The organism is Pseudomonas sp. G1002 (genome assembly GCF_013385455.1).
Taxonomy (GTDB): Bacteria; Pseudomonadota; Gammaproteobacteria; order Pseudomonadales; family Pseudomonadaceae; genus Aquipseudomonas.
The window spans coordinates 132523-154652 of sequence record NZ_JACAPY010000001.1; the positions used below are offsets into that span (position 1 = coordinate 132523).

Here is a 22130-nt window from a genome sequence, read left to right on the forward strand (position 1 = left end):
GATGCCGCAGATCATTTTTCTGCCACACGCCGAGCATTGCCCGGACGGTATGGTTGTGGAGGCTGAGACCGGCAAGTCCATTCTCGAAGTCGCTCACGATAACCACATCGAGATCGAAAGCGCCTGCGGCGGCGTTAACGCCTGTACCACGTGCCATTGCATCATCCGCGAAGGTTTCAATAGCCTCGAAGAGGCTGATGAGCTGGAAGAGGACTATCTTGATAGGGCGTGGGGCCTTGAGCCGACGTCGCGATTGAGCTGTCAGGCAAAAGTGGGAACAGAAGACCTTACCGTCGAAATTCCGAAGTATTCGCTCAACCATGCCGCTGAAGCGCCGCACTGATTCAAGGAAGTGTCATGAGTCTTAAATGGGTTGATGTACAAGAAATCGCTATCCTGCTGGCCGATGGTCACCCGGACGTGAACCCTTATTCGCTGAACTTTGTAGCTTTGCGTGACATGGTCATGGCCTTGCCAGGGTTCGAAGATGACCGGGAACGCGGCGGTGAAAAGGTGCTTGAAGCTATTCAGACTGCCTGGAAAGAAGAGCAGGACTGAAGCCTCCCTTACGCAGTTAGGCAATACCCAAGAACCCGCGTATAATTCGCGGGTTTAATTTTTCGCAAATTACCGTTTCTGGAGTTACACCATGGCTGTTCAACGTACTTTCTCCATCATCAAGCCTGACGCTGTTGCAAAAAACGTCATCGGCGAGATCACCACTCGTTTCGAAAAAGCCGGCCTGAAGGTTGTAGCTTCGAAACTCAAGCAACTGTCCAAGGCTGAAGCTGAAGGCTTCTACGCTGAGCACAGCGCTCGTGGTTTCTTCGGTGACCTGGTTGCCTTCATGATCTCCGGCCCTGTTGTTGTTCAGGTTCTGGAAGGCGAAAACGCTATCGCTCTGAACCGTGAGCTGATGGGCGCTACCAACCCTAAAGAAGCTGCTGCCGGCACCATCCGTGCTGACTTCGCTGAATCGATCGACGCCAACGCCGTTCACGGTTCGGACTCCGAAGCCGCTGCTGCCCGCGAAATCTCGTACTTTTTCGCTGCTACTGAAGTAACCGCTCGCTAAGCATTGGCTTAAAAGAGCGAAGGTGAATCCATGACTACATTGACTGCAAAAACCAACCTGCTGGGTCTGACTCAACAGGAAATGGAAAAATTCTTCGACTCAATCGGGGAGAAGCGTTTTCGTGCCGCTCAGGTAATGAAGTGGATTCACCATCTTGGCGTCGATGATTTCGACGCCATGACGAACGTCAGCAAGGCCCTGCGCGACAAGCTCAAGGCCATTGCCGAAGTTCGCGGCCCCGAAGTGGTCAGCGAGGACATTTCCACCGACGGCACCCGTAAGTGGGTGGTGCGCGTGGCGTCCGGCAGCTGCGTCGAGACCGTGTACATTCCCCAGGGCAAACGCGGCACTCTGTGCGTTTCGTCCCAGGCAGGCTGTGCCCTGGACTGCAGTTTCTGCTCCACCGGCAAGCAAGGTTTCAACAGCAACCTCACCGCCGCCGAAGTCATCGGCCAGGTGTGGATTGCCAATAAATCGTTCGGCAGCATCCCGGCGACCGCCGACCGTGCCATCACCAACGTGGTGATGATGGGCATGGGCGAGCCGCTGCTGAACTTCGACAACGTTGTCGCGGCCATGCACCTGATGATGGACGACCTGGGCTACGGTATCTCCAAGCGCCGCGTGACCCTGTCGACCTCCGGCGTGGTACCGATGATCGATGAGCTGGCCAAGCACATCGACGTCTCCCTGGCGTTGTCGCTGCACGCACCGAATGACGCATTGCGTAACCAATTGGTGCCGATCAACAAGAAGTATCCGCTTAAGATGCTGCTCGAATCTTGCCAGCGCTACATGGCGACCTTGGGCGAAAAGCGTGTGTTGACCATTGAGTACACCATGCTCAAGGACATCAACGACAAGGTCGAGCACGCGGTCGAGATGATCGAGTTGCTCAAGAACGTACCGTGCAAGATCAACCTGATTCCGTTTAACCCGTTTCCCCATTCTGGCTATGAGCGGCCGAGCAACAACGCCATCCGCCGTTTCCAGGATCAACTGCACCATGCAGGCTTCAATGTCACCGTGCGCACCACCCGCGGCGAAGACATCGATGCGGCATGTGGCCAATTGGTAGGACAGGTGCTGGATCGCACCCGTCGCAGCGAACGTTATATCGCCGTGCGTGAATTGAGTGCCGCCGATGATATGCCGCAAAGCGCCGCGACTCGAACCTGAGAGAGGATCTCTATGCCCTTGCGCCTTGCGCTGCTTTTGCTTGTTGCCAGCCTCGCGGCTGGCTGTGTTTCATCGGGCCATGACAGCCCGTTGCAAACCGGCAAGGGCCGTGACGAAGCGCGCGCTGCCTATGTGCAGCTGGGCTTGGGGTACTTGCAGCAAGGGATGACCGAACAGGCCAAGGTGCCGCTGAAGAAGGCCCTTGAGCTGGATGGCAGCGACGCTGACGCCAATGCTGCGCTGGCTTTGGTGTTCCAGGCCCAGGCCGAGCCTGAATTGGCCGATCAATATTTCCACAAGGCCCTGGCCACACGCCCTGGCGACCCAAGACTGCTGAATAACTACGGCAGTTTTTTGTTTGCGCAGAAACGTTATGCCCAGGCATCCGAATATTTCCAGCAGGCTGCGGCCGATACCCTCTATCCTGAGCGTTCGCGGGTTTTCGAGAACCTGGGGGTGACCTCAATGCTTCTCGGCCAGCGCGACACCGCACGCCAGCAACTGGAAAAAGCCCTGCACCTGAACCAGCGCCAGCCACGGGCCTTGCTCGAAATGGCTGAGTTGTCCTTCGAAGACAGGCATTATGTGCCGGCACGTGACTATTACGAGCGTTTTAGCCTGCTGAGCGGGCAAAATGCACGTAGTCTATTGCTCGGTGTGCGCCTGGCGACGGTTCATGAAGAACGCGACAAGGCCGCACGTTTTGGCCAGCAACTCGAACGACTCTATCCCGGTACGCCGGAATATCAGCAATACCTGTCGGAGCAATGATGAAAGCGGCGCACCCGGAAGTTGTAGCAGCTAATCGTGGAAACCCAGGCGAGACCTTGCGTCAGGCCCGCGAAAGCAATGGTTGGTCGCTGGCAGAAGTGGCCCTCAAGCTCAATTTGACCACGACTTCATTGGGCAACCTTGAAGCTGGCGCATTCGACAAGCTGCCAGGGCATACCTTTGCCCGCGGCTATATCCGCGCCTACGCGAAGTTGCTGGGTATCGACCAGGCTGCATTGGTCCAGGAATTCGACCAAATCACCGGTACCGATTCCCAGGGCAGCAATGTCCATGGTCTTGGCCGCATTGAAGAGCCTGTGCGGGTTTCCCACACCATTTTGCGCATTGTCAGCCTGTTGCTGCTCATCGCCGTGATCGGCGGTGGTTTTGTATGGTGGCAGGATCAGACCGCCCAGCGTGGCAAGGACTTGTCCAGCAACGCCATGGAGCACGTCGAAGTCGAAAGCGCCGACGGCACCACCCAGATTCATCCGTTGGATGAGCCGGAAGACCAGGCCGTGGCCCAGGGTCAGGCGGCGCCTGAGGCAGAGCCAAGCGCCGAGCAGCCTGCGCCCGAAGCAGGTACTGCCGCCGCAGTGGCACCCGTCGCACCCGCTCCAGCGGTTGCAGTGACGCCTGCTGCTCCAGCTCATACGCCAGCAACGCCAGCAACGCCAGCAACGCCAGCAGTACCGGCGCAGGCTCCGGCAACAACGGCTCCCGTCGCCCCGGCGATTTCCGCGCCAACCACCCCGGTACTGATCGCCGGTGATGGCCGAGTACAAATTACCTACGTCGCTGACTGCTGGACGCAAGTCTCCGATGGCAACGGCAAGGTGCTGTTCAGTGGTCTGAAGCGTAAGGGAGATACACTTGACCAGGGCGGCAAGCCTCCTTTGACGCTGCGTCTGGGCTTTGCCCGTGGCGCGCAAGTGGCCTACAACGGCCAGCCTGTGGACGTGGCGCCGTTCACCAGTGGCGAGACTGCTCGCCTCAAGTTGGGACAATAAAGTCATGCACGGCGAATCTCCAATCAAACGTCGCGTATCGCGCAAGATCTGGGTCGGCTCGGTGCCGGTGGGCGGCGATGCCCCCATCGCAGTACAGAGCATGACCAACAGCGACACCAATGATGTGGCGGCCACTGTCGCCCAGATCAACCGCCTGGAAGCGGCGGGCGTCGACATCGTGCGGGTTTCCGTACCGGACATGGACGCTGCCGAAGCCTTTGGCCGCATCAAGCAACTGGTCAAGGTGCCGCTGGTCGCCGATATTCACTTCGACTACAAGATCGCGTTGCGCGTGGCCGAGTTGGGCGTCGATTGCCTGCGGATCAACCCGGGCAACATCGGCCGTGAAGACCGGGTTCGCGCCGTGGTGGATGCCGCCCGTGATCGCGGGATTCCAATCCGCATCGGCGTCAACGCCGGCTCCCTGGAAAAAGACCTGCAAAAGAAGTACGGCGAGCCGACGCCGGCCGCACTGGTCGAGTCCGCGCTGCGCCACGTAGAACACCTTGAACGCCTGAATTTCCAGGACTTCAAGGTCAGCGTAAAGGCTTCCGACGTGTTCATGGCGGTAGAAGCGTACCGCCTGCTGGCCAAGGAAATCGTCCAGCCGCTGCACCTGGGTATCACTGAAGCCGGCGGTTTACGCTCAGGCACAGTGAAATCTGCGGTGGGTCTCGGTATGCTGCTGGCCGACGGGATTGGCGATACTATTCGCATCTCCCTCGCGGCAGACCCGGTAGAGGAAGTGAAAGTCGGTTACGACATTCTCAAATCCCTGCATTTGCGTTCCCGTGGCATCAACTTCATTGCCTGCCCGAGCTGCTCGCGGCAGAACTTCGACGTGGTGAAAACCATGAACGAACTGGAAGTACGCCTCGAAGACCTGCTGGTGCCGCTGGATGTCGCGGTGATCGGCTGTGTGGTCAACGGGCCGGGTGAGGCCAAAGAGGCCCATGTGGGCCTGACCGGTGGTACGCCAAACCTGATTTACATCGACGGCAAGCCGTCGCAGAAATTGACGAATGACAATCTGGTGGATGAGCTGGAACGGCTGATCCGCCAGAAAGCGGCCGAAAAGGTCGAAGCTGACGCAGCGGTTATCGCGCGCGGCTGATCGAACGAATTTAAGGATTTGATGTGAGCAAGTCTCTGCAAGCCATTCGTGGCATGAACGACATCCTGCCTGAGCAGACGCCCCTGTGGCGCTACTTCGAGGGCACTGTCGCGCGCCTGCTGGATAACTACGGTTACAAGCAGATCCGCATGCCGATCGTCGAGTTCACCGAGCTGTTCAAGCGCTCCATCGGTGAAGTGACCGACATCGTCGAAAAAGAGATGTACACCTTCGAAGACCGCAACGGTGACTCCCTGACCCTGCGTCCGGAAGGTACTGCCGCGTGTGTGCGTGCGGTGCTCGAACATGGCCTCACCGGCGGTGGCCAGCCGCAGAAGCTCTGGTACATCGGCCCGATGTTCCGCCACGAGCGTCCGCAGAAAGGCCGTTATCGCCAGTTTCACCAGATCGGCCTGGAAGTCTTCAACCTAGACGGTCCGGACATCGACGCCGAGCTGATCGTGCTGACCTGGCGCCTGTGGGGCATGCTGGGCATCCGTGATGCGGTCAAGCTTGAACTCAACAGCCTGGGCACCAGCGAATCCCGGGGCCGCTACCGCGAAGCCCTGGTGGAATTCCTGTCGGCCCACCTGGACAAGCTGGACGAAGACAGCCAGCGTCGCCTGAAAACCAACCCGCTGCGGGTACTGGACACCAAGAACGCCGAGACCCAGGCCGTACTGGTGGACGCGCCGAAAATGGCCGACTACCTGGACGACGAGTCCCGTATCCACTTCGAGGGCCTCAAGGCTCGCCTGGATGCAGCCGGTATTCCTTACGTCATCAACCCGAAACTGGTGCGTGGCCTCGATTACTACAGCAAGACCGTGTTCGAGTGGGTCACCGACAAGCTCGGCGCACAGGGCACGGTGTGTGCCGGTGGTCGTTACGACGGCCTGGTCGAGCAGATGGGCGGCAAGCCGACCACCGGCGTAGGTTTTGCCATGGGCATCGAGCGGCTGATCCTGCTGCTGGAAACCCTGGAGCAGGTTCCCGAAGAAATCTCCCGTCAGGTGGACGTGTACTTCTGTGCCTTTGGCGAGGCGGCCGAACTGGCTGCCCTGGCCCTGAGCGAGAAACTGCGCGACCAACTGCCGAACCTGCGCCTGCAAGTCAATGCCGGCGCCGGCAGCTTCAAAAGCCAGTTCAAGAAAGCCGACAAGAGCGGTGCGTTGTATGCACTGATCCTGGGTGATGATGAGTTGGCCCAGCAAGTGGTAAGTTTCAAACCCCTGCGTGGTCAGGGTGAACAACAAAGCATTGCCTTTGATGCGCTTGCAGCGCACCTGGCCACCTGCATCGTGCAGGGTTGAAGCTGTCAAACAGCCGATTTAGCGATTAAGGAGTATTGGGGTGTCGAGTACTGATGATGACCAGCTGGCCGAGTTCAAAGACTGGTGGCAGCGCAACGGCAAGCCCCTGGTCACTGGCGGCTTGCTGGCTTTAGTAGTGGTGTTCGGCTGGCAAGCCTGGCACAAGTATCAGGCTAACCAGTCGCAAGGCGCCTCGATTATCTATCAGCAACTGCTGGAAACCACGCTGACGCCAAACGGCAAGCCTGACCTGGCCCAGGTTGCAGACCTGGCCGGCAAGCTGAAGAGCGAATTCGGCGGTAGCACCTACGCGCAATACGGCAGCCTGTTCGTCGCAAAAGTTGCGGTCGACAACGGCAAGCTGGATGACGCAGCCTCCGAGCTGAAAGCCATCACCGACAAGCCGGCCAACCCGACACTGGGTGAAATCGCACGTCAGCGTCTGGCTCAGGTACTGGCGGCACAGAACAAGGCCGACGAAGCACTGAAACTGCTCGACGGCGATGCTGACAAGGCATTCCTGGCCACTCGTGAAGAGCTCAAGGGCGACCTCCTGGTCCAATTGGGTCGTACCGACGAAGCCAATGCTGCGTACCAAAAAGCCAAGGCGGCGCTGTCTGATGAAGCGGCGGTCGGTGGCTTACAAATCAAGCTCGACGACTTGGCCAAAGGGGATGCGTGACGTGATCCGTTGGAAACATGCAGCATTGCTGGCTCTGGCCGTTTTGGCCGCGGGTTGCAGCAGCAACAGCAAAAAAGAACTGCCTCCGGCCGAGCTGACCAGCTTCAAGGAAGAAGTGGTCCTGCAAAAGCAGTGGAGCCGCTCCATTGGTGACGGTCAGGGCGATCTGTACAACCTGATGGTCCCGGCGATCGACGGTGACACTATCTACGCCGCTGATTCCACCGGTGTTGTGGTCTCCATGGATCGCATGAACGGCGACGTCAAGTGGAAGAAAGACCTCGAACTGCCTGTGTCCGGCGCCGTTGGCGTGGGTTCTGGCCTGGTGATGCTCGGCACGCTGAAAGGCGACGTCGTGGCACTGGATTCGAGCACCGGTGAAGAGAAATGGCGCGCTCGCGTGACCAGTGAAGTGCTCTCGCCACCGGCTACCAACGGTGACGTGGTTGTCGTGCAGACCCAGGATGACCGTGTGATCGGCCTCGACGCCGCCACCGGTAACCAGCGCTGGTTGTATGACAGCACGCCGGCGGTCCTGACCTTGCGCGGTACCAGCGGTCCGGTTGTGACCAGCAACCTGGCACTGGCAGGCCTGTCGACCGGTAAAGTGGTCGCCCTGGACACCCAGAACGGCGTGCCGGCCTGGGAAACCCGGGTCGCGATTCCTCAAGGTCGTTCGGAACTGGACCGCGTAGTGGACATCGACGGTGGCTTGCTGCTGTCGGGTGATACCCTTTACGTCGCTACTTATCAGGGCCGTGTTGCGGCGCTGGACGTGCAGAGCGGCCGGATCAACTGGCAGCGTGATGCTTCCAGCTACGCCGGTGTCGCCCAAGGGTTTGGCAGCGTCTACGTAAGCCTGGCGTCCGGCACCGTTGAAAGTGTCGACGAGCGTTCCACCACTGCATTGTGGAGCAACGACTCCCTGGCCCGCCGTCAGTTGTCGGCACCGGAAGTGTTCTCCAGCTACGTAGCGGTAGGCGACTTTGAAGGTTACCTGCACCTGCTGAGCCAGGTGGACGGTCGCTTCGTGGGTCGCGAACGTATCGACAGCGACGGCCTGCGTGCCCGTCCGCTGGTGGTAGGTAACATGCTTTACGTGTATGGCAACAGCGGCAAACTGGAAGCGCTGACCATCAAGTAATGGTTTGACTATGCTTGGGGTAATTCCCAGGCGGCCCTGCTTCGGCAGGGCATGCGGCGCTTTCGAGCGCTGCCCCGAGCACCAGCCGCTGCCTTGCAGCGGCTTTTGTATTTTCTGAAATAACGAAGTGGAGAGCCGCATGGTTCCCGTAATCGCCCTGGTGGGCCGACCGAACGTCGGCAAGTCCACCTTGTTCAACCGCCTGACCAGGACTCGCGACGCCATCGTCGGCGACTTGTCCGGTCTGACCCGTGATCGCCAATACGGTGAGGCAAAGTGGCAAGGGCGCTCCTACATTATTGTCGACACCGGTGGTATCTCCGGTGACGAGCATGGCATGGACGAAAAGATGGCCGAGCAGTCGCTGCTGGCCATTGAAGAAGCTGATGTCGTGTTGTTCCTGGTGGACGCCCGCGCGGGCTACACCGCTGCAGACCAGATGATTGGCGAGCACCTGCGCAAGCGCAACAAGCGTTCCTACGTGGTGGCCAACAAGATCGACAATATCGATCCTGAAATGGCCCGCGCCGAGTTCAGCCCGATGGGCCTGGGCGATGCGATCCCGATCGCCGGTGCCCACGGTCGCGGCATCACCCAGATGCTGGAAATCGCCCTGCGCGACTTCCCGCGTGATGACGTGGATGAAGTCGAAGGCGAAGAAGAAATCGTTGCCGAAGGCGAGGAAGCCAAGCGCATTCCTGGCCCAAGCGAAAAAGACGGTATCAAGATCGCTATCATCGGCCGTCCGAACGTCGGCAAGTCGACCCTGGTCAACCGCATGCTCGGTGAAGACCGGGTAATCGTCTATGACGAGCCGGGCACCACTCGCGACAGCATCTACATCCCGTTCGAGCGTAACGACGAGAAGTACACGCTGATCGACACTGCCGGTGTGCGCAAGCGCGGCAAGATCCACGAGGAAGTTGAAAAGTTCTCCGTGGTGAAAACCCTGCAGGCGATCAAAGACGCCAACGTAGTGATCTTCGTCATGGACGCCCGCGAAGGCGTGGTAGACCACGACCTGAACTTGCTGGGCTTTGCCCTGGAAGCCGGTCGCGCCCTGGTGATTGCGATCAACAAGTGGGACGGCATGACGCCGAGCGAGCGCGACTACGTCAAGGTCGAGCTGCAGCGTCGCCTGTTCTTCGTCGAGTTTGCCGATATCCACTTTATCTCGGCACTGCACGGTACCGGCGTGGGTAACCTCTACGCCTCGGTGCAGAACTCGTTCAAGTCCGCGGTTACCCGCTGGCCGACCAACCGCCTGACCCAGATTCTTGAAGATGCGGTCAGCGAGCACGCGCCGCCGATGGTCAACAACCGTCGGATCAAGCTGCGTTACGCTCACTTGGGTGGTGCCAACCCGCCGATTATCGTGATTCACGGTAACCAGCTGGAGAAGGTGCCGAAGTCCTACGTGCGTTACCTGGAAAATACCTACCGCCGTGTCTTGAAACTGGTCGGTACGCCGATCCGTATCGAGTTCAAGGGTGGCGAGAACCCGTACGAAGGTAACAAGAACAGCCTCACCGACCGCCAGGTCAACAAAAAGCGCCGGATGATGACGCACCACAAGAAGGCCGACAAAAAGCGCCGCGACAAGCGCTGATCCTGATCGGTTGAAAAAGGGCTCTTTCGGAGCCCTTTTTTTGTGCCTGGCGGTTGACCCTTCGCGGCATGCAGCTTAAAACTTGGGGCTCACCGCAAGGGGCGCACCGATGATCACCAGCAAGCTGCCGAATGTCGGCACCACCATCTTCACCACCATGTCGCAACTCGCTGCCGAAACCGGTGCGCTCAACCTGTCCCAGGGCTTTCCCGACTTTAACGGGCCCCAGGAGTTGCTCGATGGAGTGGGCAGACACATAGCCCTGGGCCATAACCAATACGCCCCCATGACCGGCCTGCCGGTACTGCGCCAGCAAGTGGCGGCCAAGATCGCCCGCAGCTATGGCGCAACGGTGAATGCCGACAGCGAAGTGACCATCACCCCAGGCGCCACTGAAGCGATCTTCTGTGCGATCCAGGCGGTGATCCGCAGCGGTGATGAAGTCATCGTGTTCGATCCGGCCTACGACAGCTACGAGCCTTCTGTGGAACTGGCAGGCGGTCGCTGCGTGCACGTGCAACTGGGTCTGGATGATTTCGCCCTGGACTTCGAGCAACTGCGCGCTGCGCTGTCGCCGCACACCCGCATGATCATCCTCAACAGCCCGCATAACCCCACCGGTGCCCTGATCAGCCGTGCCGAGCTGGACCAGTTGGCCGAGTTGATCCGCGACCGCGACATCTACCTGGTCAGCGACGAGGTCTACGAGCACCTGGTGTTCGACGGTGTGCCCCACGTCAGCGTGCTGGCTCACGAAGAGCTGTATCAGCGTGCGTTTGTGGTCAGTTCGTTCGGCAAGACCTACCACGTCACCGGCTGGAAAACCGGCTACGTGGTCGCGCCGCCAGCCCTCAGCGCCGAGCTGCGCAAGGTGCATCAATATGTCAACTTTTGCGGCGTGACCCCGTTGCAGTACGCTTTGGCAGACTTCATGGCCGAACACCCGGAACACGTCGAGGAGCTGCCGGCTTTTTATCAAGCCAAGCGCGACCTGTTCTGCGACCTGCTGGAACCGTCGCGTTTCAGCTTTACCCGGGTGGCCGGTACCTACTTTCAATTGGTGGATTACTCACAGATTCGCCCGGACCTGGATGACGTCGCCATGTCGCTATGGATGACCCGCGAGCATGGCGTAGCAACCATCCCGGTCTCGGTGTTCTACCGGAACCCACCGCAAGGCCAGCGCCTGGTGCGACTGTGCTTTGCCAAACGCGAGGAGACGCTGCGTCAAGCAGCCGAGAAACTATGCGTGATCTGAGTGCACTGCCCAACCTGAACATCGCCCTGGTGCAAACCACCCTGGCCTGGCACGACCGCCAGGCCAACCTGGAGCATTTTGAACTGTTGCTGGAACAGGCCAAGGGTGCCGACCTGATCGTGCTACCGGAGATGTTCACCACCGGTTTCTCGATGGAATCGGAAACCCTCGCCGAGCCTGAAAACGGCCCCACCCATCAATGGCTGCAGGCCCAGGCGAAGAAGTACAACGCGGTGATCACCGGCAGCGTGATCATCCAGGCCGCCGATGGCAGTCACCGCAACCGCCTGCTGTGGGCGCGACCGGATGGTGAGGTGTTGCACTACGACAAGCGTCACCTGTTCCGTATGGCCGGTGAACACGACCACTACACCCCCGGCGAGCGCCAGGTGCAGTTCGAACTCAAGGGGTGGCGGATTCGTCCGTTGATCTGCTACGACCTGCGATTCCCGGTGTGGAGTCGTGACGCCCAGGACACTGACTTGCTGCTGTACACCGCCAACTGGCCGGGCGCACGTCGCCAGCACTGGAACCGTCTGCTGCCGGCACGGGCCATTGAAAACCTGTGCTACGTGGCGGCGGTGAATCGGGTGGGCACGGACGGCAAGGGCTTTGCCTACACCGGCGACAGCCAGGTCGTGGATTTCCAGGGCGAAAGCCTGCTGAGCGCAGGGGAGGCGGACGGCGTGTTCCAGGTGTGCCTGGATGCAGCGGAATTGGCGGAGTATCGCACACGCTTCCCGGCGAACCTGGATGCGGACAGCTTCGAGTTCACCTGAAGGATTTTCGCCGCCTTATAGATTGCCTTCGCGAGCAAGCCCGCTTCTACATTCGACCTGCGCCACCTGAAAGAACGCGGTCAAAATGTGGGAGCGGGCTTGCTCGCGAAGAGGCCCTGAAAATCACCACAAATTCCAATAAAAAGGCCCCTGGATTCTCATCCCGGGGCCTTTCGCATTTCAGCGGTCAGTGCTTACGCCGCTTTCGCTTCCAGCTGGCTCAACGAGCGGTTCAGCGCGCTGAACACCGCCTTGAAGCTCGCCGTGGTGATGTTTTCATCAATGCCCACGCCATGCACCGGACGCTCACCGTTCACTCGCAGCTCGATGTAGGCCGCCGCCTTGGCATTGGTGCCGGCGCCAATCGCGTGTTCGTTGTAATCCATGATCTCCACACCAATCGGCAGCCCGGCCACCAGCGCTTCCAGGGCGCCGTTGCCTTTGCCGTGCCAGCGCAGGTTGGTTTCGCCCTGGCCCTTGCCGGAGACTTCAACTTCCACCGAGCTGTTGCCGTTCTCTTCCTGCAAGCGATGGCTGACCAGCGCGTAAGGAATGTTGGCTTGCAGGTATTCACGCTGCAACAAGCTGTAGATCTGCGCGGCGGTCATCTCCAGGCCCACGCGGTCGGTTTCGGCCTGTACCACCTGGCTGAACTCGATCTGCATGCGGCGCGGCAAGCTGATGCCGTATTCCTGCTCCAGCAGGTAGGCGATGCCGCCTTTGCCCGACTGGCTGTTGACGCGAATCACTGCCTCGTAGCTGCGGCCGATGTCGGCCGGGTCGATCGGCAAGTACGGCACTTCCCACAAGGCGTCGTCTTTCTGCTGGGTGAAGCCCTTGCGGATCGCGTCCTGGTGGGAGCCGGAGAAGGCGGTGTGAACCAGGTCGCCGACGTACGGGTGACGTGGGTGCACCGGGATCTGGTTGCACTCTTCGACAACTTTGCGAATACCGTCGATGTCGGAGAAGTCCAGCTGAGGGTCGAGGCCCTGGGTGTACATGTTCAAGGCCACGGTGACCAGGTCGACGTTACCGGTACGCTCGCCGTTGCCGAACAGGCAGCCTTCGACACGGTCGGCGCCGGCCATCAGGCCCAACTCGGTAGCGGCTACGCCGGTGCCACGGTCGTTGTGGGTGTGCAGGCTGATGATCACGCTGTCGCGACGGTTGATATGACGACCGAACCACTCGATCTGGTCGGCATAGATGTTCGGGGTGGCGCACTCGACGGTGGCTGGCAGGTTGAGGATCACCTTGTGCTCAGGCGTCGGGTTCCAGACCTCGATCACCGCGTCACAGACTTCCTTGGCGAACTCAAGCTCAGTGGCGCTGAACGTCTCTGGCGAGTATTCGAAGGTCCACTGGGTTTCCGGCTGCTGGGCGGCGTATTTGACGAACAGCTTGGCCGCGTTGACCGCGATCGCCTTGATGCCGTCCTTGTCCTGGTTGAACACGATGCGGCGGAACGACGGCGAGGTGGCGTTGTACAAGTGAACGATGGCTTTCTTCGCCCCGCGCAGGGATTCGAAGGTGCGTGCGATCAAGTCTTCACGGCCCTGGGTCAACACCTGGATGGTGGTGTCCGCGGGGATGTGATTGTCTTCGATCAGGGTGCGCACGAAGTCGAAATCGGTTTGCGATGCGGCCGGGAAGGAGGCTTCGATTTCCTTCACACCGACGGCGACCAGGGTCTTCCAGAAACGCAGCTTTTTCACCGCGTCCATCGGTTCGATCAGCGACTGGTTGCCGTCGCGCAGGTCGGAACTGCACCAGATCGGCGCGGTGGTGATGGTTTTCGAAGGCCAGGTGCGGTCCGGGATATCAATGGTCGGGAACGCGCGGTACTTCGAAGACGGGTCTTTGAGCATGCTCATCGGGAAATCCTTTGTCTAGGGGCCGAGAAAAGGCGGCCTGCCGTAAAACTGTTATTGGGGATAAAGCAGAAGACGAGGCAGATCGATTCAGCCTGGCAGTCGTGCGCTGACTAGGCACAGGCTGCGGTGCTGGCGGAGCTGAATGAGGGTGTGAGAGGTTTTCATAGGTCCAACCCTAACCGCCGGGGTGAAAGATGGCAAGCAGTCGGGAAAAATTGAGAGAAGTTCTGCTATTGCTGAGGAAAACGAGATTTTATGGTTGAGAATTGTGCGCGGGGTTGTTTTGTTTGCGCACCCGTTGCCGGGTGCGCAATTGAGCGTCAGGGCTGAAACGCGCCGATAAAGATCGCCGGGTCCACCCGTGCGTCGTTCAGGCTGATGTTCCAATGCATATGCGGCCCGGTCGCCCGGCCGGTGGAACCGACCTTGCCCACCACTGCACCACGAGCCAGTTGCTGGCCCACGCTCACATCAATCTTCGACATATGGCAGAACATGCTGATAAAGCCCTGGCCATGGTCGACAAACACGGTGTTGCCGTTGAAGAAGTAGTTGCCGGTCAGGATCACCTTGCCCGCTGCCGGGGTCTTGATCGGCGTGCCGGCGCCCACGGCAAAGTCCAGGCCGGAATGCGGATTCCGCTCCTCGCCGTTGAAGAAACGTCGCACGCCGAACTTGCTCGACAGCGGCCCGTTCACCGGCTTGTCCAGCAGCAGGTTGCTCGGCGTGTTCGGGCTGAAACTGCGATAGGCCTTGAGCTGGACTGCCAGCTCGCCTTCGATGCGCTTGAGTTGCGCCGGGTCCGGGTTCACCTGGCTCTTGTTCTTCAGGGTGATGTGCTGCTCGGGGTATTTCTTGAAGCCCACGACAAACGGCAGGTTCTGGCTGCCGCTGGTGATGCGTTGGGTGCCAGGCTTGACCGTCAGCGGGATGCCCACAATCGCCAGCCAGTTGTTTTGCTCCTTCACCACCAGCACTGGGCGGTTCATGTAGGTGGCTTTGGGCGCCGTGGCCGAAGTGCCGAGGTCGACCACCGCCACCCCACCGGGCACCGGCTTGTTCAGCAGGCGGGTGATGTAGCTGTCGGCATGGGCGTTAAAGGTCAGGCACAGCAGCATCAACAAACTTAAAAAGCGTGGCATCAATCAATCCAGTAACGAGAGGGTGACGGGCGTCAGGTGGTTGTCTTCCACCCGTACCTGCAATTGGCCTTCACCGAGGCGCGCGGTCAGGCGCTGGCCGGTGTGGGTTTGCGCGGCGTTGCGAATCGCCTGGCCGCGTTCGTTGAGCAAGATGCTGTAGCCGCGTCCAAGCGTCGCCAGCGGGCTGACCACGTGCAGCGTCTGCACCTGGCTTTGCAGTTGCAGGCGACGGGCCTTGAGGCCTTCGCGCATGGCACGGGGCAGGCGTTCGGCAAGGCTGTCCAGGCGTTGGCGCAACAGCGCCAGTTGGCGGCCGGGGTGTTGGCCGGCGAGGCGGGTTTCCAGGCGGATCAAACGCTCGCGACGGGTGTTGAGGCTGCGCTCGAAGGCACGCCGCAGGCGCATGTCCAGGTCATCCAGGCGCTGGGCCTGTTGGCGCAGGCGCTCGCCCGGGTGACGCAGGCGACGAGCCATGCCTTCCAGGCGCAGGCGGTCGTGGGTCAGGCGGTTGCGCATCAGCATCACCAGGCGGCGGTGCAGGTTCTCTACCTGGCGAGTCAGGTGGCTGGAGTCCGGCGCCAACAACTCGGCAGCGGCGGAAGGCGTTGGGGCGCGTACGTCGGCGACAAAGTCGCTGATCGACACATCGGTCTCATGGCCAACGGCGCTGACGATGGGCGTTACGCAGGCATCCACCGCACGCGCCACGGCTTCTTCGTTGAAGCACCAGAGGTCTTCCAGCGACCCGCCGCCACGGGCCAGGATCAACGCGTCGAAGCCGCGTGCATCGGCCAGCTTCAGTGCGCGGACGATCTGCGCCACGGCTTCACGACCTTGTACGGCTGTCGGGATCAACGTCAGTTCCACGTTGGGTGCCCGGCGGCGGAACACGCTGATGATGTCGCGAATCACCGCGCCGGTGGGCGAGCTGATAATCCCGATGCGCCGTGGGTGGGCGGGCAGCGGCACCTTGCGCTCGACACTGAACAGGCCTTCGGCGCTGAGTTTTTCCTTCAGCGCGTCGAAGGCCAGGCGCAGTGCGCCGTCACCGGCCGGCTCCACCGTGTCGAGAATCAGCTGATAGTCGCCACGGCCCTCAAACAGCGAGACCTTGCCCCGCACCTTCACCGCCAGGCCGTCTTTCAACGCCTGGCGCACCCGTGCGGCGTTCTGCCGGAACAGCGCACAACGCACCTGGGCGCCACTGTCCTTGAGGGTGAAATACACGTGGCCGGAGGCCGGGCGGGCGAGGTTGGAGATCTCGCCTTCGACCCAGATATTGGTGAACACGTCTTCCAGCAACACCCGCGCGCGGCCGTTGAGCTGGCTGACAGTCAGGACTTCGCGGTCCAGGCCCAGACGGGCAAAGGGATCTTTAATCATGGGCGGCAGTTTATAGGCATTCGTGCAGGGTTTGACAGAACTGCTCCACCAGCGCGTTCGGCGTTTGCTGGCAGGCGAGGGCGACGGTGCTTTGGCAATCGGGATCGGCCAGGGGTAAAAAATGGATGTTGGCCGGCGCAATGTCCTGCATCGACTCCGGCAGCAAGGCGATGCCGAATCCGGCCTGGATCAGCTGTAACTGCGTGGTCTTGCGCGACATCACCCGCGCCGCCTTGGGGAAAAATCCTGCACGCATGCATAATTCGGCTGACAGGTAACTCAGCCCTCCGCGCTGGGGGTGAGGGATCGAGATAAACGCTTCGTTCTTCAGTTGCGCCAAATCGATACCGGATGTGTGCCCGGCCAACCGGTGGTTCGGCGGCACGGCCAGCAACAGTCGCTCGCTATATAAAGGCACGATGCGCACGCCTTCGCGCTGGCGCAACACCGGTAAGCGCAACAACCCGACCTCCAGTCGGCCGTCGGCGATTTCTTCCAACTGGGCTTCGGAGGACAGTTTGGCGATGTCCATCGACACGCCCGGGCATCGTTCCAGCCAGGCACCGATGCCGCGCAGCAGGCGGCCACTCATCGGCACCGTGCTCGAATGGCTCATTCGCAGCGTGCCGAGCTGTCCATTGCCCACTTGCGTCGCCATCTCACTGGCCTTGAGCAGTTCGCCCAGCAGGTTGCGTGCCCGCGGATAAAAAGCCTCGCCCGCAGCCGTCAGCCGTGGCTGGCGCGCAGTGCGTTCAAACAGCGGCGTTTGCAGCAGGTTTTCCAGCTCCTTGATCTGCCGGCTCAGTGCCGATTGCGCCACAAACAGCCGCTCGGCCGCTGCGCTGAAGCTGCCGCTCTCGGCGATTTCGACGAAGTAACGCAATTGCCGGGTGGAAATCACAAGTCATGCCTTTTCGAGATGAGTGATGGGCTTTGAAGATATTAGTCGCAACGCTTGCCAATGGCTAAAGTGATGGCCATCTCTAATAAGGAATACGTCATGAGTCCGGTCGAGCTGTTGAGTCATTGGTCGTTTGGCGGTGTGGACTGGCTGGTGATCGGCGTGGCGATTGCCCTGGCGTATATCGTGTTCGGCATTGCAGGCTTTGGTACCGCATTGGTGGCGGGGCCGATCCTGATTCTGTTCATGCCTCTGTCGAAGATCATCCCCTTGCTGGTGCTGCTGGATTTTGTCGCGGCCTTCGGCAACCTTCTGCAATCGCGCCGGGATGTGGTGAAACCGGAGTTGTTCAGGCTACTGCCGTGCATGGCGATTGGCTGCACCCTTGGGGTGATCTTCCTGCTCAACCTGCACTCTGATTTATTGCTGCTGTTGATGGGGCTGTTTATCAGCGCCTATGCGATCTACAGCCTGGCGGTGAAGGCCAAGCCCACGCAGATGGCAGCCGGCTGGGCGATTCCCATGGGGGTTGTCGGCGGGCTGTTTGGCGCGTTGTTCGGCAGTGGCGGCTTTCTGTATGCGATCTACCTCAACAGCCGATTGCCCAAGGATGGCGCGCGGGCGACCCAGAGTGCGTTGATCAGTTGCAGCACGGTGGTGCGCCTGAGCCTGTTTCTGATCGCGGGCGTGTATGCCGAGCTACCCTTGTTGATGTTGGCGGTGTGCCTGTTGCCGGCCATGGCGCTCGGGCTGTGGGCGGGGCGGCGGTTGACCCTGCGCATGTCCCGCGAGGCGTTTGTGCGGTTGGTGACCTGGCTGGTGCTGGCCAGTGGCATTGCCTTGATTGCCCGTTACTTGAGTACTTGACCTGATTGTTTCAGGGATTAAGCTGCCAGCCTTCAGGGCCTCTTCGCGAGCAAGCCCGCTCCCACATTTGGAACGCATTCCCCCTGTGGGAGCGGGCTTGCTCGCGAAGGCGCCAGTAGCCACGCCGCAGGACTCCCATGAATTCCCAAAGCATCCTTGTCCCGAAAATCTCCACGCTACCCGTCCACGAACCCCGGGCCCGGGCGATTGTGCGCTGGCTGGTGCGCAAGAACATCGTCAAGGAAGAACTCACCACCTGCGGGCGTACCGGCAACCGCATGGGCTATGCCCTGGCCGACGGTGCCCGCGCCGTGGTGCTGCACCCCGACGCGCTGCCGTTCAACGAGCCGATCAACGGCCTGGAGATCATCTACAAGCGCTGCATCTACACCCCGGCCAAAGGCTTCCTGGAAGAGGCCGGCTGTCCCGAGTGCCTCAAGGAAGTCGGCGAAGCCCTGTTCGAAAGCCTGGAAGACTGGATGCCCGGCCACACCGACAACTTCACCTGCCCGCTGTGTGGGCATGAGGACGACATCAACGGTTTCCTGTTCCTGCAGGAATGCGGCTTTTCCAACCTGGGATTCATCTTCAATAACTGGGCGGAGGCGGGGTTCAAGCAGAGTTTTATCGACGAATTTGCCGACTGGCTGGACCAGAAGATGAGTTGGGTCAAAGTCGAACTTTAATCCGATGTGATCGTTCCCACGCAGCGCGTGGGGACGATCAGCGCTGCAAAAATCATCCATCTATCAGTATTACCAAGTTTGTCAGAGTTTTACATTGAACCCGAGGGGGTGTCTGACTATAATGGCGCGCTTCCATTTTCCCGCTCGGGAGCCCCCGCGATGCTGCGTATCAGCCAAGAAGCTCTGACATTCGACGACATTCTCCTAGTGCCCGGTTATTCCGAGGTGCTTCCTAACGAAGTCAGTCTCAAGACCCGCCTAACCCGTGGCATCGAGCTGAATATTCCTCTGGTTTCCGCTGCCATGGACACCGTCACTGAAGCCCGTTTGGCAATCGCCATGGCTCAGGAAGGCGGCATCGGCATCATCCACAAGAACATGACCATCGAGCAGCAAGCTGCCGAAGTTCGCAAGGTCAAGCGTTACGAAGCCGGTGTGGTCAAGGACCCGATCACCATCGAGGCCGATGCCACCGTTCGTGACCTGTTCGACCTGACCCGCCTGCACAACATCTCCGGCGTTCCGGTGCTGCACGATGGCGACCTGGTCGGCATCGTCACTTCCCGTGACGTGCGTTTCGAGAACCGCCTTGAAGTCACCGTCCGTGAAGTGATGACGCCTAAAGAGCGCCTCGTTACTGTCAAGGAAGGCGCCGACAAGAACGATGTGCGCGAGCTGCTGCACAAGCACCGCATCGAACGCGTACTGATCGTCGACGACAAATTCGCCCTCAAGGGCATGATGACCGTCAACGACATCGAAAAAGCCAAGGCTTACCCGCTGGCCAGCAAGGACGATCAAGGTCGTCTGCGCGTAGGCGCTGCGGTCGGTACCGGCAAAGACACCGGTGACCGTGTAGCGGCCCTGGTGGCTGCCGGTGTTGACGTGGTGGTGGTCGACACTGCCCACGGTCACTCCAAAGGCGTGATCGACCGCGTTCGCTGGGTCAAACAGAATTTCCCTGACGTGCAAGTGATCGGCGGCAACATTGCCACCGGCGCTGCCGCCAAGGCCCTGGCCGAAGCCGGTGCTGATGCGGTCAAGGTCGGTATCGGCCCTGGCTCGATCTGCACCACCCGTATCGTTGCAGGTGTAGGTGTGCCGCAAATCAGCGCCATCGCCAACGTCGCCGCGGCCCTTGAAGGCACTGGCGTACCGTTGATCGCCGACGGCGGCATCCGTTTCTCCGGTGACCTGTCCAAGGCCATCGTCGCCGGTGCTTCCTGCGTGATGATGGGCTCGATGTTCGCCGGTACTGAAGAAGCGCCGGGCGAGATCGAACTGTTCCAGGGTCGTTCGTACAAGGCTTACCGCGGCATGGGCTCCCTGGGCGCCATGTCCCAGGCTCAAGGCTCTTCCGACCGCTACTTCCAGGACTCCTCCGCGGGCGCCGAGAAGCTGGTACCGGAAGGCATTGAAGGGCGTGTTCCGTACAAGGGCACCCTGAGCGCCATCATCCATCAACTGATGGGCGGCCTGCGTTCCTCGATGGGCTACACCGGCAGCGCCGACATCGAAGAAATGCGCACCAAGCCTGAGTTTGTGCGGATCACCGGTGCCGGCATGGCCGAGTCCCACGTCCACGACGTACAGATCACCAAGGAAGCGCCAAACTACCGCGTAGGTTGATGCTTCCAGCAAATAGTTAAGTAACCGGGGCTGTCTTATTCAGCCCCGAGTTGTTTCTGATTCATTAGACGAGACTGATCTCATGGCCCTCGACATTCACGCCCACCGCATCCTGATCCTCGACTTCGGTTCCCAGTACACTCAGCTGATCGCCCGCCGCGTGCGTGAAATCGGCGTGTACTGCGAACTGCATCCGTTCGACATGGACGACGAAGCGATTCGCGAATTCGCTCCAAAAGGCGTCATTCTCGCCGGCGGCCCCGAGTCCGTGCACGAAGCCAACAGCCCGCGTTGCCCGCAGGCGGTGTTTGACCTGGGCGTGCCGGTCTTCGGTATCTGCTACGGCATGCAGACCATGGCCGAGCAACTGGGCGGCAAGGTTGAAGGTTCCGAGCTGCGTGAGTTCGGTTACGCCCGTGTCGACGTGGTCGGCAAGAGCCGCCTGCTGGACGGCATCGAAGACCACATCGACGCCGACGGCCTGTTTGGCCTCGACGTATGGATGAGCCACGGTGACAAGGTCACCCGGATGCCGGAAAACTTCCACATCCTGGCCAGCACCCCGAGCTGCCCGATTGCCGGCATGTTCAACGACGAGCGCGGCTACTACGGCGTGCAGTTCCACCCGGAAGTGACCCACACCAAGCAAGGCGGTCGCATCCTGTCGCGCTTTATCCTCGACATCTGCCAGTGCGAAGCCCTGTGGACCCCGTCGAAGATCGCTGAAGACGCCATCGCCAACGTACGTGCCCAGGTCGGCACCGACAACGTCCTGCTGGGCCTGTCCGGCGGCGTTGACTCCTCCGTGGTTGCGGCGCTGCTGCACAAGGCCATCGGCGACCAACTGACCTGCGTCTTCGTCGACAACGGCCTGCTGCGCCTGCACGAAGGTGAGCAAGTGATGGCCATGTTCGCCGAGAACATGGGCGTCAAGGTGATCCGCGCCAACGCTGAAGATCAGTTCCTGAACAACCTGGCCGGCGAGTCCGACCCGGAGAAGAAGCGCAAGATCATCGGTCGCACCTTCATCGACGTATTCGATGCCCAGTCCAACAAACTGGACAACATCAAGTACCTCGCCCAGGGCACCATCTACCCGGACGTGATCGAATCGGCCGGCGCCAAGAGCGGCAAGGCCCACGTGATCAAGTCCCACCACAACGTGGGCGGCCTGCCTGAGGAAATGAACCTCAAGCTGGTAGAGCCACTGCGCGAACTGTTCAAGGACGAAGTCCGTCGTCTGGGCCTGGAACTCGGCCTGCCGTACGACATGGTCTACCGCCACCCATTCCCGGGCCCGGGCCTGGGCGTGCGGATCCTCGGTGAAGTGAAGAAGGAATACGCCGACCTGCTGCGTCGCGCCGACCACATCTTCATCGAAGAACTGCGCAAGGCCGACTGGTATCACAAGGTCAGCCAGGCGTTCGTAGTGTTCCAGCCGGTGAAATCGGTTGGCGTGGTTGGCGATGGCCGTCGTTACGCCTGGGTTGTGGCCCTGCGTGCGGTGGAAACCATCGACTTCATGACCGCCCGTTGGGCACACCTGCCGTACGAACTGCTGGAGACGGTCAGCGGGCGTATCATCAATGAGATCGAAGGTATTTCGCGCGTGACTTATGACGTGTCGAGCAAGCCGCCGGCGACGATTGAGTGGGAATGATCCTGCCGTAGCAGGTGAGCGCTGAATAACAAAACCCCGGCCTGGTGCCGGGGT

At 60.4% G+C, this 22130-nt stretch carries 21 protein-coding genes; 17 read left to right on the forward strand and 4 right to left on the reverse strand.

Annotation, left to right across the window (positions count from 1 at the left end):
- Window position 1 precedes the first annotated feature (1 nt).
- The 13 genes from fdx (at window position 2) to HX801_RS00690 (ending at window position 11934) form a co-directional block, all read left to right on the forward strand.
- Entirely contained in the window at window positions 2-343 is a 342-nt protein-coding gene (gene fdx, locus HX801_RS00630) for an ISC system 2Fe-2S type ferredoxin (protein ID WP_003209674.1), read from the forward strand.
- Between the two features lie 14 nt (window positions 344-357).
- Complete coding sequence (gene iscX / locus HX801_RS00635; RefSeq protein ID WP_076017546.1) at window positions 358-558, forward strand: Fe-S cluster assembly protein IscX; 201 nt, start codon at window positions 358-360, stop codon at window positions 556-558.
- Window positions 559-649: 91 nt separating this feature from the next.
- The gene (ndk, locus tag HX801_RS00640; RefSeq protein WP_003175956.1) at window positions 650-1075 is read left to right on the forward strand and encodes a nucleoside-diphosphate kinase; all 426 of its coding nucleotides are present in this window, start codon (window positions 650-652) and stop codon (window positions 1073-1075) included.
- Window positions 1076-1105: 30 nt separating this feature from the next.
- Entirely contained in the window at window positions 1106-2254 is a 1149-nt protein-coding gene (rlmN, locus tag HX801_RS00645) for a 23S rRNA (adenine(2503)-C(2))-methyltransferase RlmN (protein WP_003209670.1), read from the forward strand.
- Between the two features lie 12 nt (window positions 2255-2266).
- Window positions 2267-3025 (forward strand): type IV pilus biogenesis/stability protein PilW, encoded by a 759-nt coding sequence (pilW, locus tag HX801_RS00650; RefSeq protein WP_008438284.1) that lies wholly within the window; start codon window positions 2267-2269, stop codon window positions 3023-3025.
- A complete protein-coding gene (locus tag HX801_RS00655; protein ID WP_177021400.1) occupies window positions 3025-4035 on the forward strand; it encodes a RodZ family helix-turn-helix domain-containing protein in 1011 nt (336 codons plus the stop codon). Before pilW ends, HX801_RS00655 begins: the two co-directional genes overlap by 1 nt.
- Before the next feature lie 4 nt (window positions 4036-4039).
- Window positions 4040-5149, forward strand: coding sequence for a flavodoxin-dependent (E)-4-hydroxy-3-methylbut-2-enyl-diphosphate synthase (gene ispG, locus HX801_RS00660; protein ID WP_003209666.1), 1110 nt, complete (start codon window positions 4040-4042; stop codon window positions 5147-5149).
- Window positions 5150-5172: 23 nt separating this feature from the next.
- Window positions 5173-6462 (forward strand): histidine--tRNA ligase, encoded by a 1290-nt coding sequence (gene hisS / locus HX801_RS00665; RefSeq protein WP_003209664.1) that lies wholly within the window; start codon window positions 5173-5175, stop codon window positions 6460-6462.
- Window positions 6463-6502: 40 nt separating this feature from the next.
- On the forward strand, window positions 6503-7144 hold the full coding sequence (locus HX801_RS00670; RefSeq protein WP_003209663.1) for a tetratricopeptide repeat protein: 642 nt from the start codon (window positions 6503-6505) through the stop codon (window positions 7142-7144).
- The gene (gene bamB / locus HX801_RS00675) at window positions 7137-8288 is read left to right on the forward strand and encodes an outer membrane protein assembly factor BamB (protein WP_003209662.1); all 1152 of its coding nucleotides are present in this window, start codon (window positions 7137-7139) and stop codon (window positions 8286-8288) included. Before HX801_RS00670 ends, bamB begins: the two co-directional genes overlap by 8 nt.
- 139 nt (window positions 8289-8427) lie before the next feature.
- A complete protein-coding gene (gene der / locus HX801_RS00680) occupies window positions 8428-9897 on the forward strand; it encodes a ribosome biogenesis GTPase Der (protein ID WP_003209661.1) in 1470 nt (489 codons plus the stop codon).
- Window positions 9898-10006: 109 nt separating this feature from the next.
- Window positions 10007-11155 (forward strand): pyridoxal phosphate-dependent aminotransferase, encoded by a 1149-nt coding sequence (locus HX801_RS00685; RefSeq protein WP_177021401.1) that lies wholly within the window; start codon window positions 10007-10009, stop codon window positions 11153-11155.
- On the forward strand, window positions 11143-11934 hold the full coding sequence (locus tag HX801_RS00690) for an amidohydrolase (RefSeq protein WP_102368191.1): 792 nt from the start codon (window positions 11143-11145) through the stop codon (window positions 11932-11934). The genes HX801_RS00685 and HX801_RS00690 overlap by 13 nt, the downstream gene beginning before the upstream one ends.
- Window positions 11935-12128: 194 nt before the next feature.
- Here HX801_RS00690 and leuA read toward each other — a convergent pair whose 3' ends face one another.
- The 4 genes from leuA to HX801_RS00710 all read right to left on the reverse strand — a co-directional run bounded on the left by leuA (window position 12129) and on the right by HX801_RS00710 (window position 17234).
- On the reverse strand, window positions 12129-13808 hold the full coding sequence (leuA, locus tag HX801_RS00695) for a 2-isopropylmalate synthase (RefSeq protein ID WP_102605673.1): 1680 nt from the start codon (window positions 13806-13808) through the stop codon (window positions 12129-12131).
- Between the two features lie 320 nt (window positions 13809-14128).
- Window positions 14129-14950 carry a peptidoglycan DD-metalloendopeptidase family protein gene (locus tag HX801_RS00700; protein WP_008438272.1) on the reverse strand — a complete coding sequence of 274 codons (822 nt, stop codon included), beginning with the start codon at window positions 14948-14950 and terminating at the stop codon, window positions 14129-14131.
- 3 nt (window positions 14951-14953) lie between these two features.
- Window positions 14954-16333 (reverse strand): exodeoxyribonuclease VII large subunit, encoded by a 1380-nt coding sequence (xseA, locus tag HX801_RS00705; protein ID WP_177021402.1) that lies wholly within the window; start codon window positions 16331-16333, stop codon window positions 14954-14956.
- A 10-nt stretch (window positions 16334-16343) separates the two neighbouring features.
- Window positions 16344-17234 (reverse strand): LysR family transcriptional regulator, encoded by an 891-nt coding sequence (locus HX801_RS00710; protein ID WP_087695128.1) that lies wholly within the window; start codon window positions 17232-17234, stop codon window positions 16344-16346.
- 99 nt (window positions 17235-17333) lie between these two features.
- On the opposite strand from HX801_RS00710, the gene HX801_RS00715 reads away from it, so the two are divergent.
- The 4 genes from HX801_RS00715 to guaA all read left to right on the forward strand — a co-directional run bounded on the left by HX801_RS00715 (window position 17334) and on the right by guaA (window position 22076).
- Window positions 17334-18101, forward strand: a complete 768-nt coding sequence (locus tag HX801_RS00715) for a sulfite exporter TauE/SafE family protein (protein ID WP_003209649.1) — start codon at window positions 17334-17336, stop codon at window positions 18099-18101.
- A gap of 137 nt (window positions 18102-18238) precedes the next feature.
- A complete protein-coding gene (locus HX801_RS00720) occupies window positions 18239-18787 on the forward strand; it encodes a hypothetical protein (RefSeq protein WP_003209647.1) in 549 nt (182 codons plus the stop codon).
- A gap of 159 nt (window positions 18788-18946) precedes the next feature.
- Complete coding sequence (gene guaB, locus HX801_RS00725; RefSeq protein WP_003209646.1) at window positions 18947-20416, forward strand: IMP dehydrogenase; 1470 nt, start codon at window positions 18947-18949, stop codon at window positions 20414-20416.
- Window positions 20417-20498: 82 nt separating this feature from the next.
- The gene (gene guaA, locus HX801_RS00730) at window positions 20499-22076 is read left to right on the forward strand and encodes a glutamine-hydrolyzing GMP synthase (RefSeq protein ID WP_177021403.1); all 1578 of its coding nucleotides are present in this window, start codon (window positions 20499-20501) and stop codon (window positions 22074-22076) included.
- The last annotated feature ends 54 nt before the right edge of the window (window positions 22077-22130 follow it).

Coding starts and splice junctions, on each gene's coding strand:
- fdx (WP_003209674.1), top strand. CDS start 2: ATGCCGCAGATCATTTTTCTGCCACACGCCGAGCATTGCCCGGACGGT.
- iscX (WP_076017546.1), top strand. CDS start 358: ATGAGTCTTAAATGGGTTGATGTACAAGAAATCGCTATCCTGCTGGCC.
- ndk (WP_003175956.1), top strand. CDS start 650: ATGGCTGTTCAACGTACTTTCTCCATCATCAAGCCTGACGCTGTTGCA.
- rlmN (WP_003209670.1), top strand. CDS start 1,106: ATGACTACATTGACTGCAAAAACCAACCTGCTGGGTCTGACTCAACAG.
- pilW (WP_008438284.1), top strand. CDS start 2,267: ATGCCCTTGCGCCTTGCGCTGCTTTTGCTTGTTGCCAGCCTCGCGGCT.
- HX801_RS00655 (WP_177021400.1), top strand. CDS start 3,025: ATGAAAGCGGCGCACCCGGAAGTTGTAGCAGCTAATCGTGGAAACCCA.
- ispG (WP_003209666.1), top strand. CDS start 4,040: ATGCACGGCGAATCTCCAATCAAACGTCGCGTATCGCGCAAGATCTGG.
- bamB (WP_003209662.1), top strand. CDS start 7,137: ATGCGTGACGTGATCCGTTGGAAACATGCAGCATTGCTGGCTCTGGCC.
- der (WP_003209661.1), top strand. CDS start 8,428: ATGGTTCCCGTAATCGCCCTGGTGGGCCGACCGAACGTCGGCAAGTCC.
- HX801_RS00685 (WP_177021401.1), top strand. CDS start 10,007: ATGATCACCAGCAAGCTGCCGAATGTCGGCACCACCATCTTCACCACC.
- HX801_RS00690 (WP_102368191.1), top strand. CDS start 11,143: ATGCGTGATCTGAGTGCACTGCCCAACCTGAACATCGCCCTGGTGCAA.
- leuA (WP_102605673.1), bottom strand. CDS start 13,808: ATGAGCATGCTCAAAGACCCGTCTTCGAAGTACCGCGCGTTCCCGACC.
- HX801_RS00700 (WP_008438272.1), bottom strand. CDS start 14,950: ATGCCACGCTTTTTAAGTTTGTTGATGCTGCTGTGCCTGACCTTTAAC.
- xseA (WP_177021402.1), bottom strand. CDS start 16,333: ATGATTAAAGATCCCTTTGCCCGTCTGGGCCTGGACCGCGAAGTCCTG.
- HX801_RS00715 (WP_003209649.1), top strand. CDS start 17,334: ATGAGTCCGGTCGAGCTGTTGAGTCATTGGTCGTTTGGCGGTGTGGAC.
- HX801_RS00720 (WP_003209647.1), top strand. CDS start 18,239: ATGAATTCCCAAAGCATCCTTGTCCCGAAAATCTCCACGCTACCCGTC.
- guaB (WP_003209646.1), top strand. CDS start 18,947: ATGCTGCGTATCAGCCAAGAAGCTCTGACATTCGACGACATTCTCCTA.
- guaA (WP_177021403.1), top strand. CDS start 20,499: ATGGCCCTCGACATTCACGCCCACCGCATCCTGATCCTCGACTTCGGT.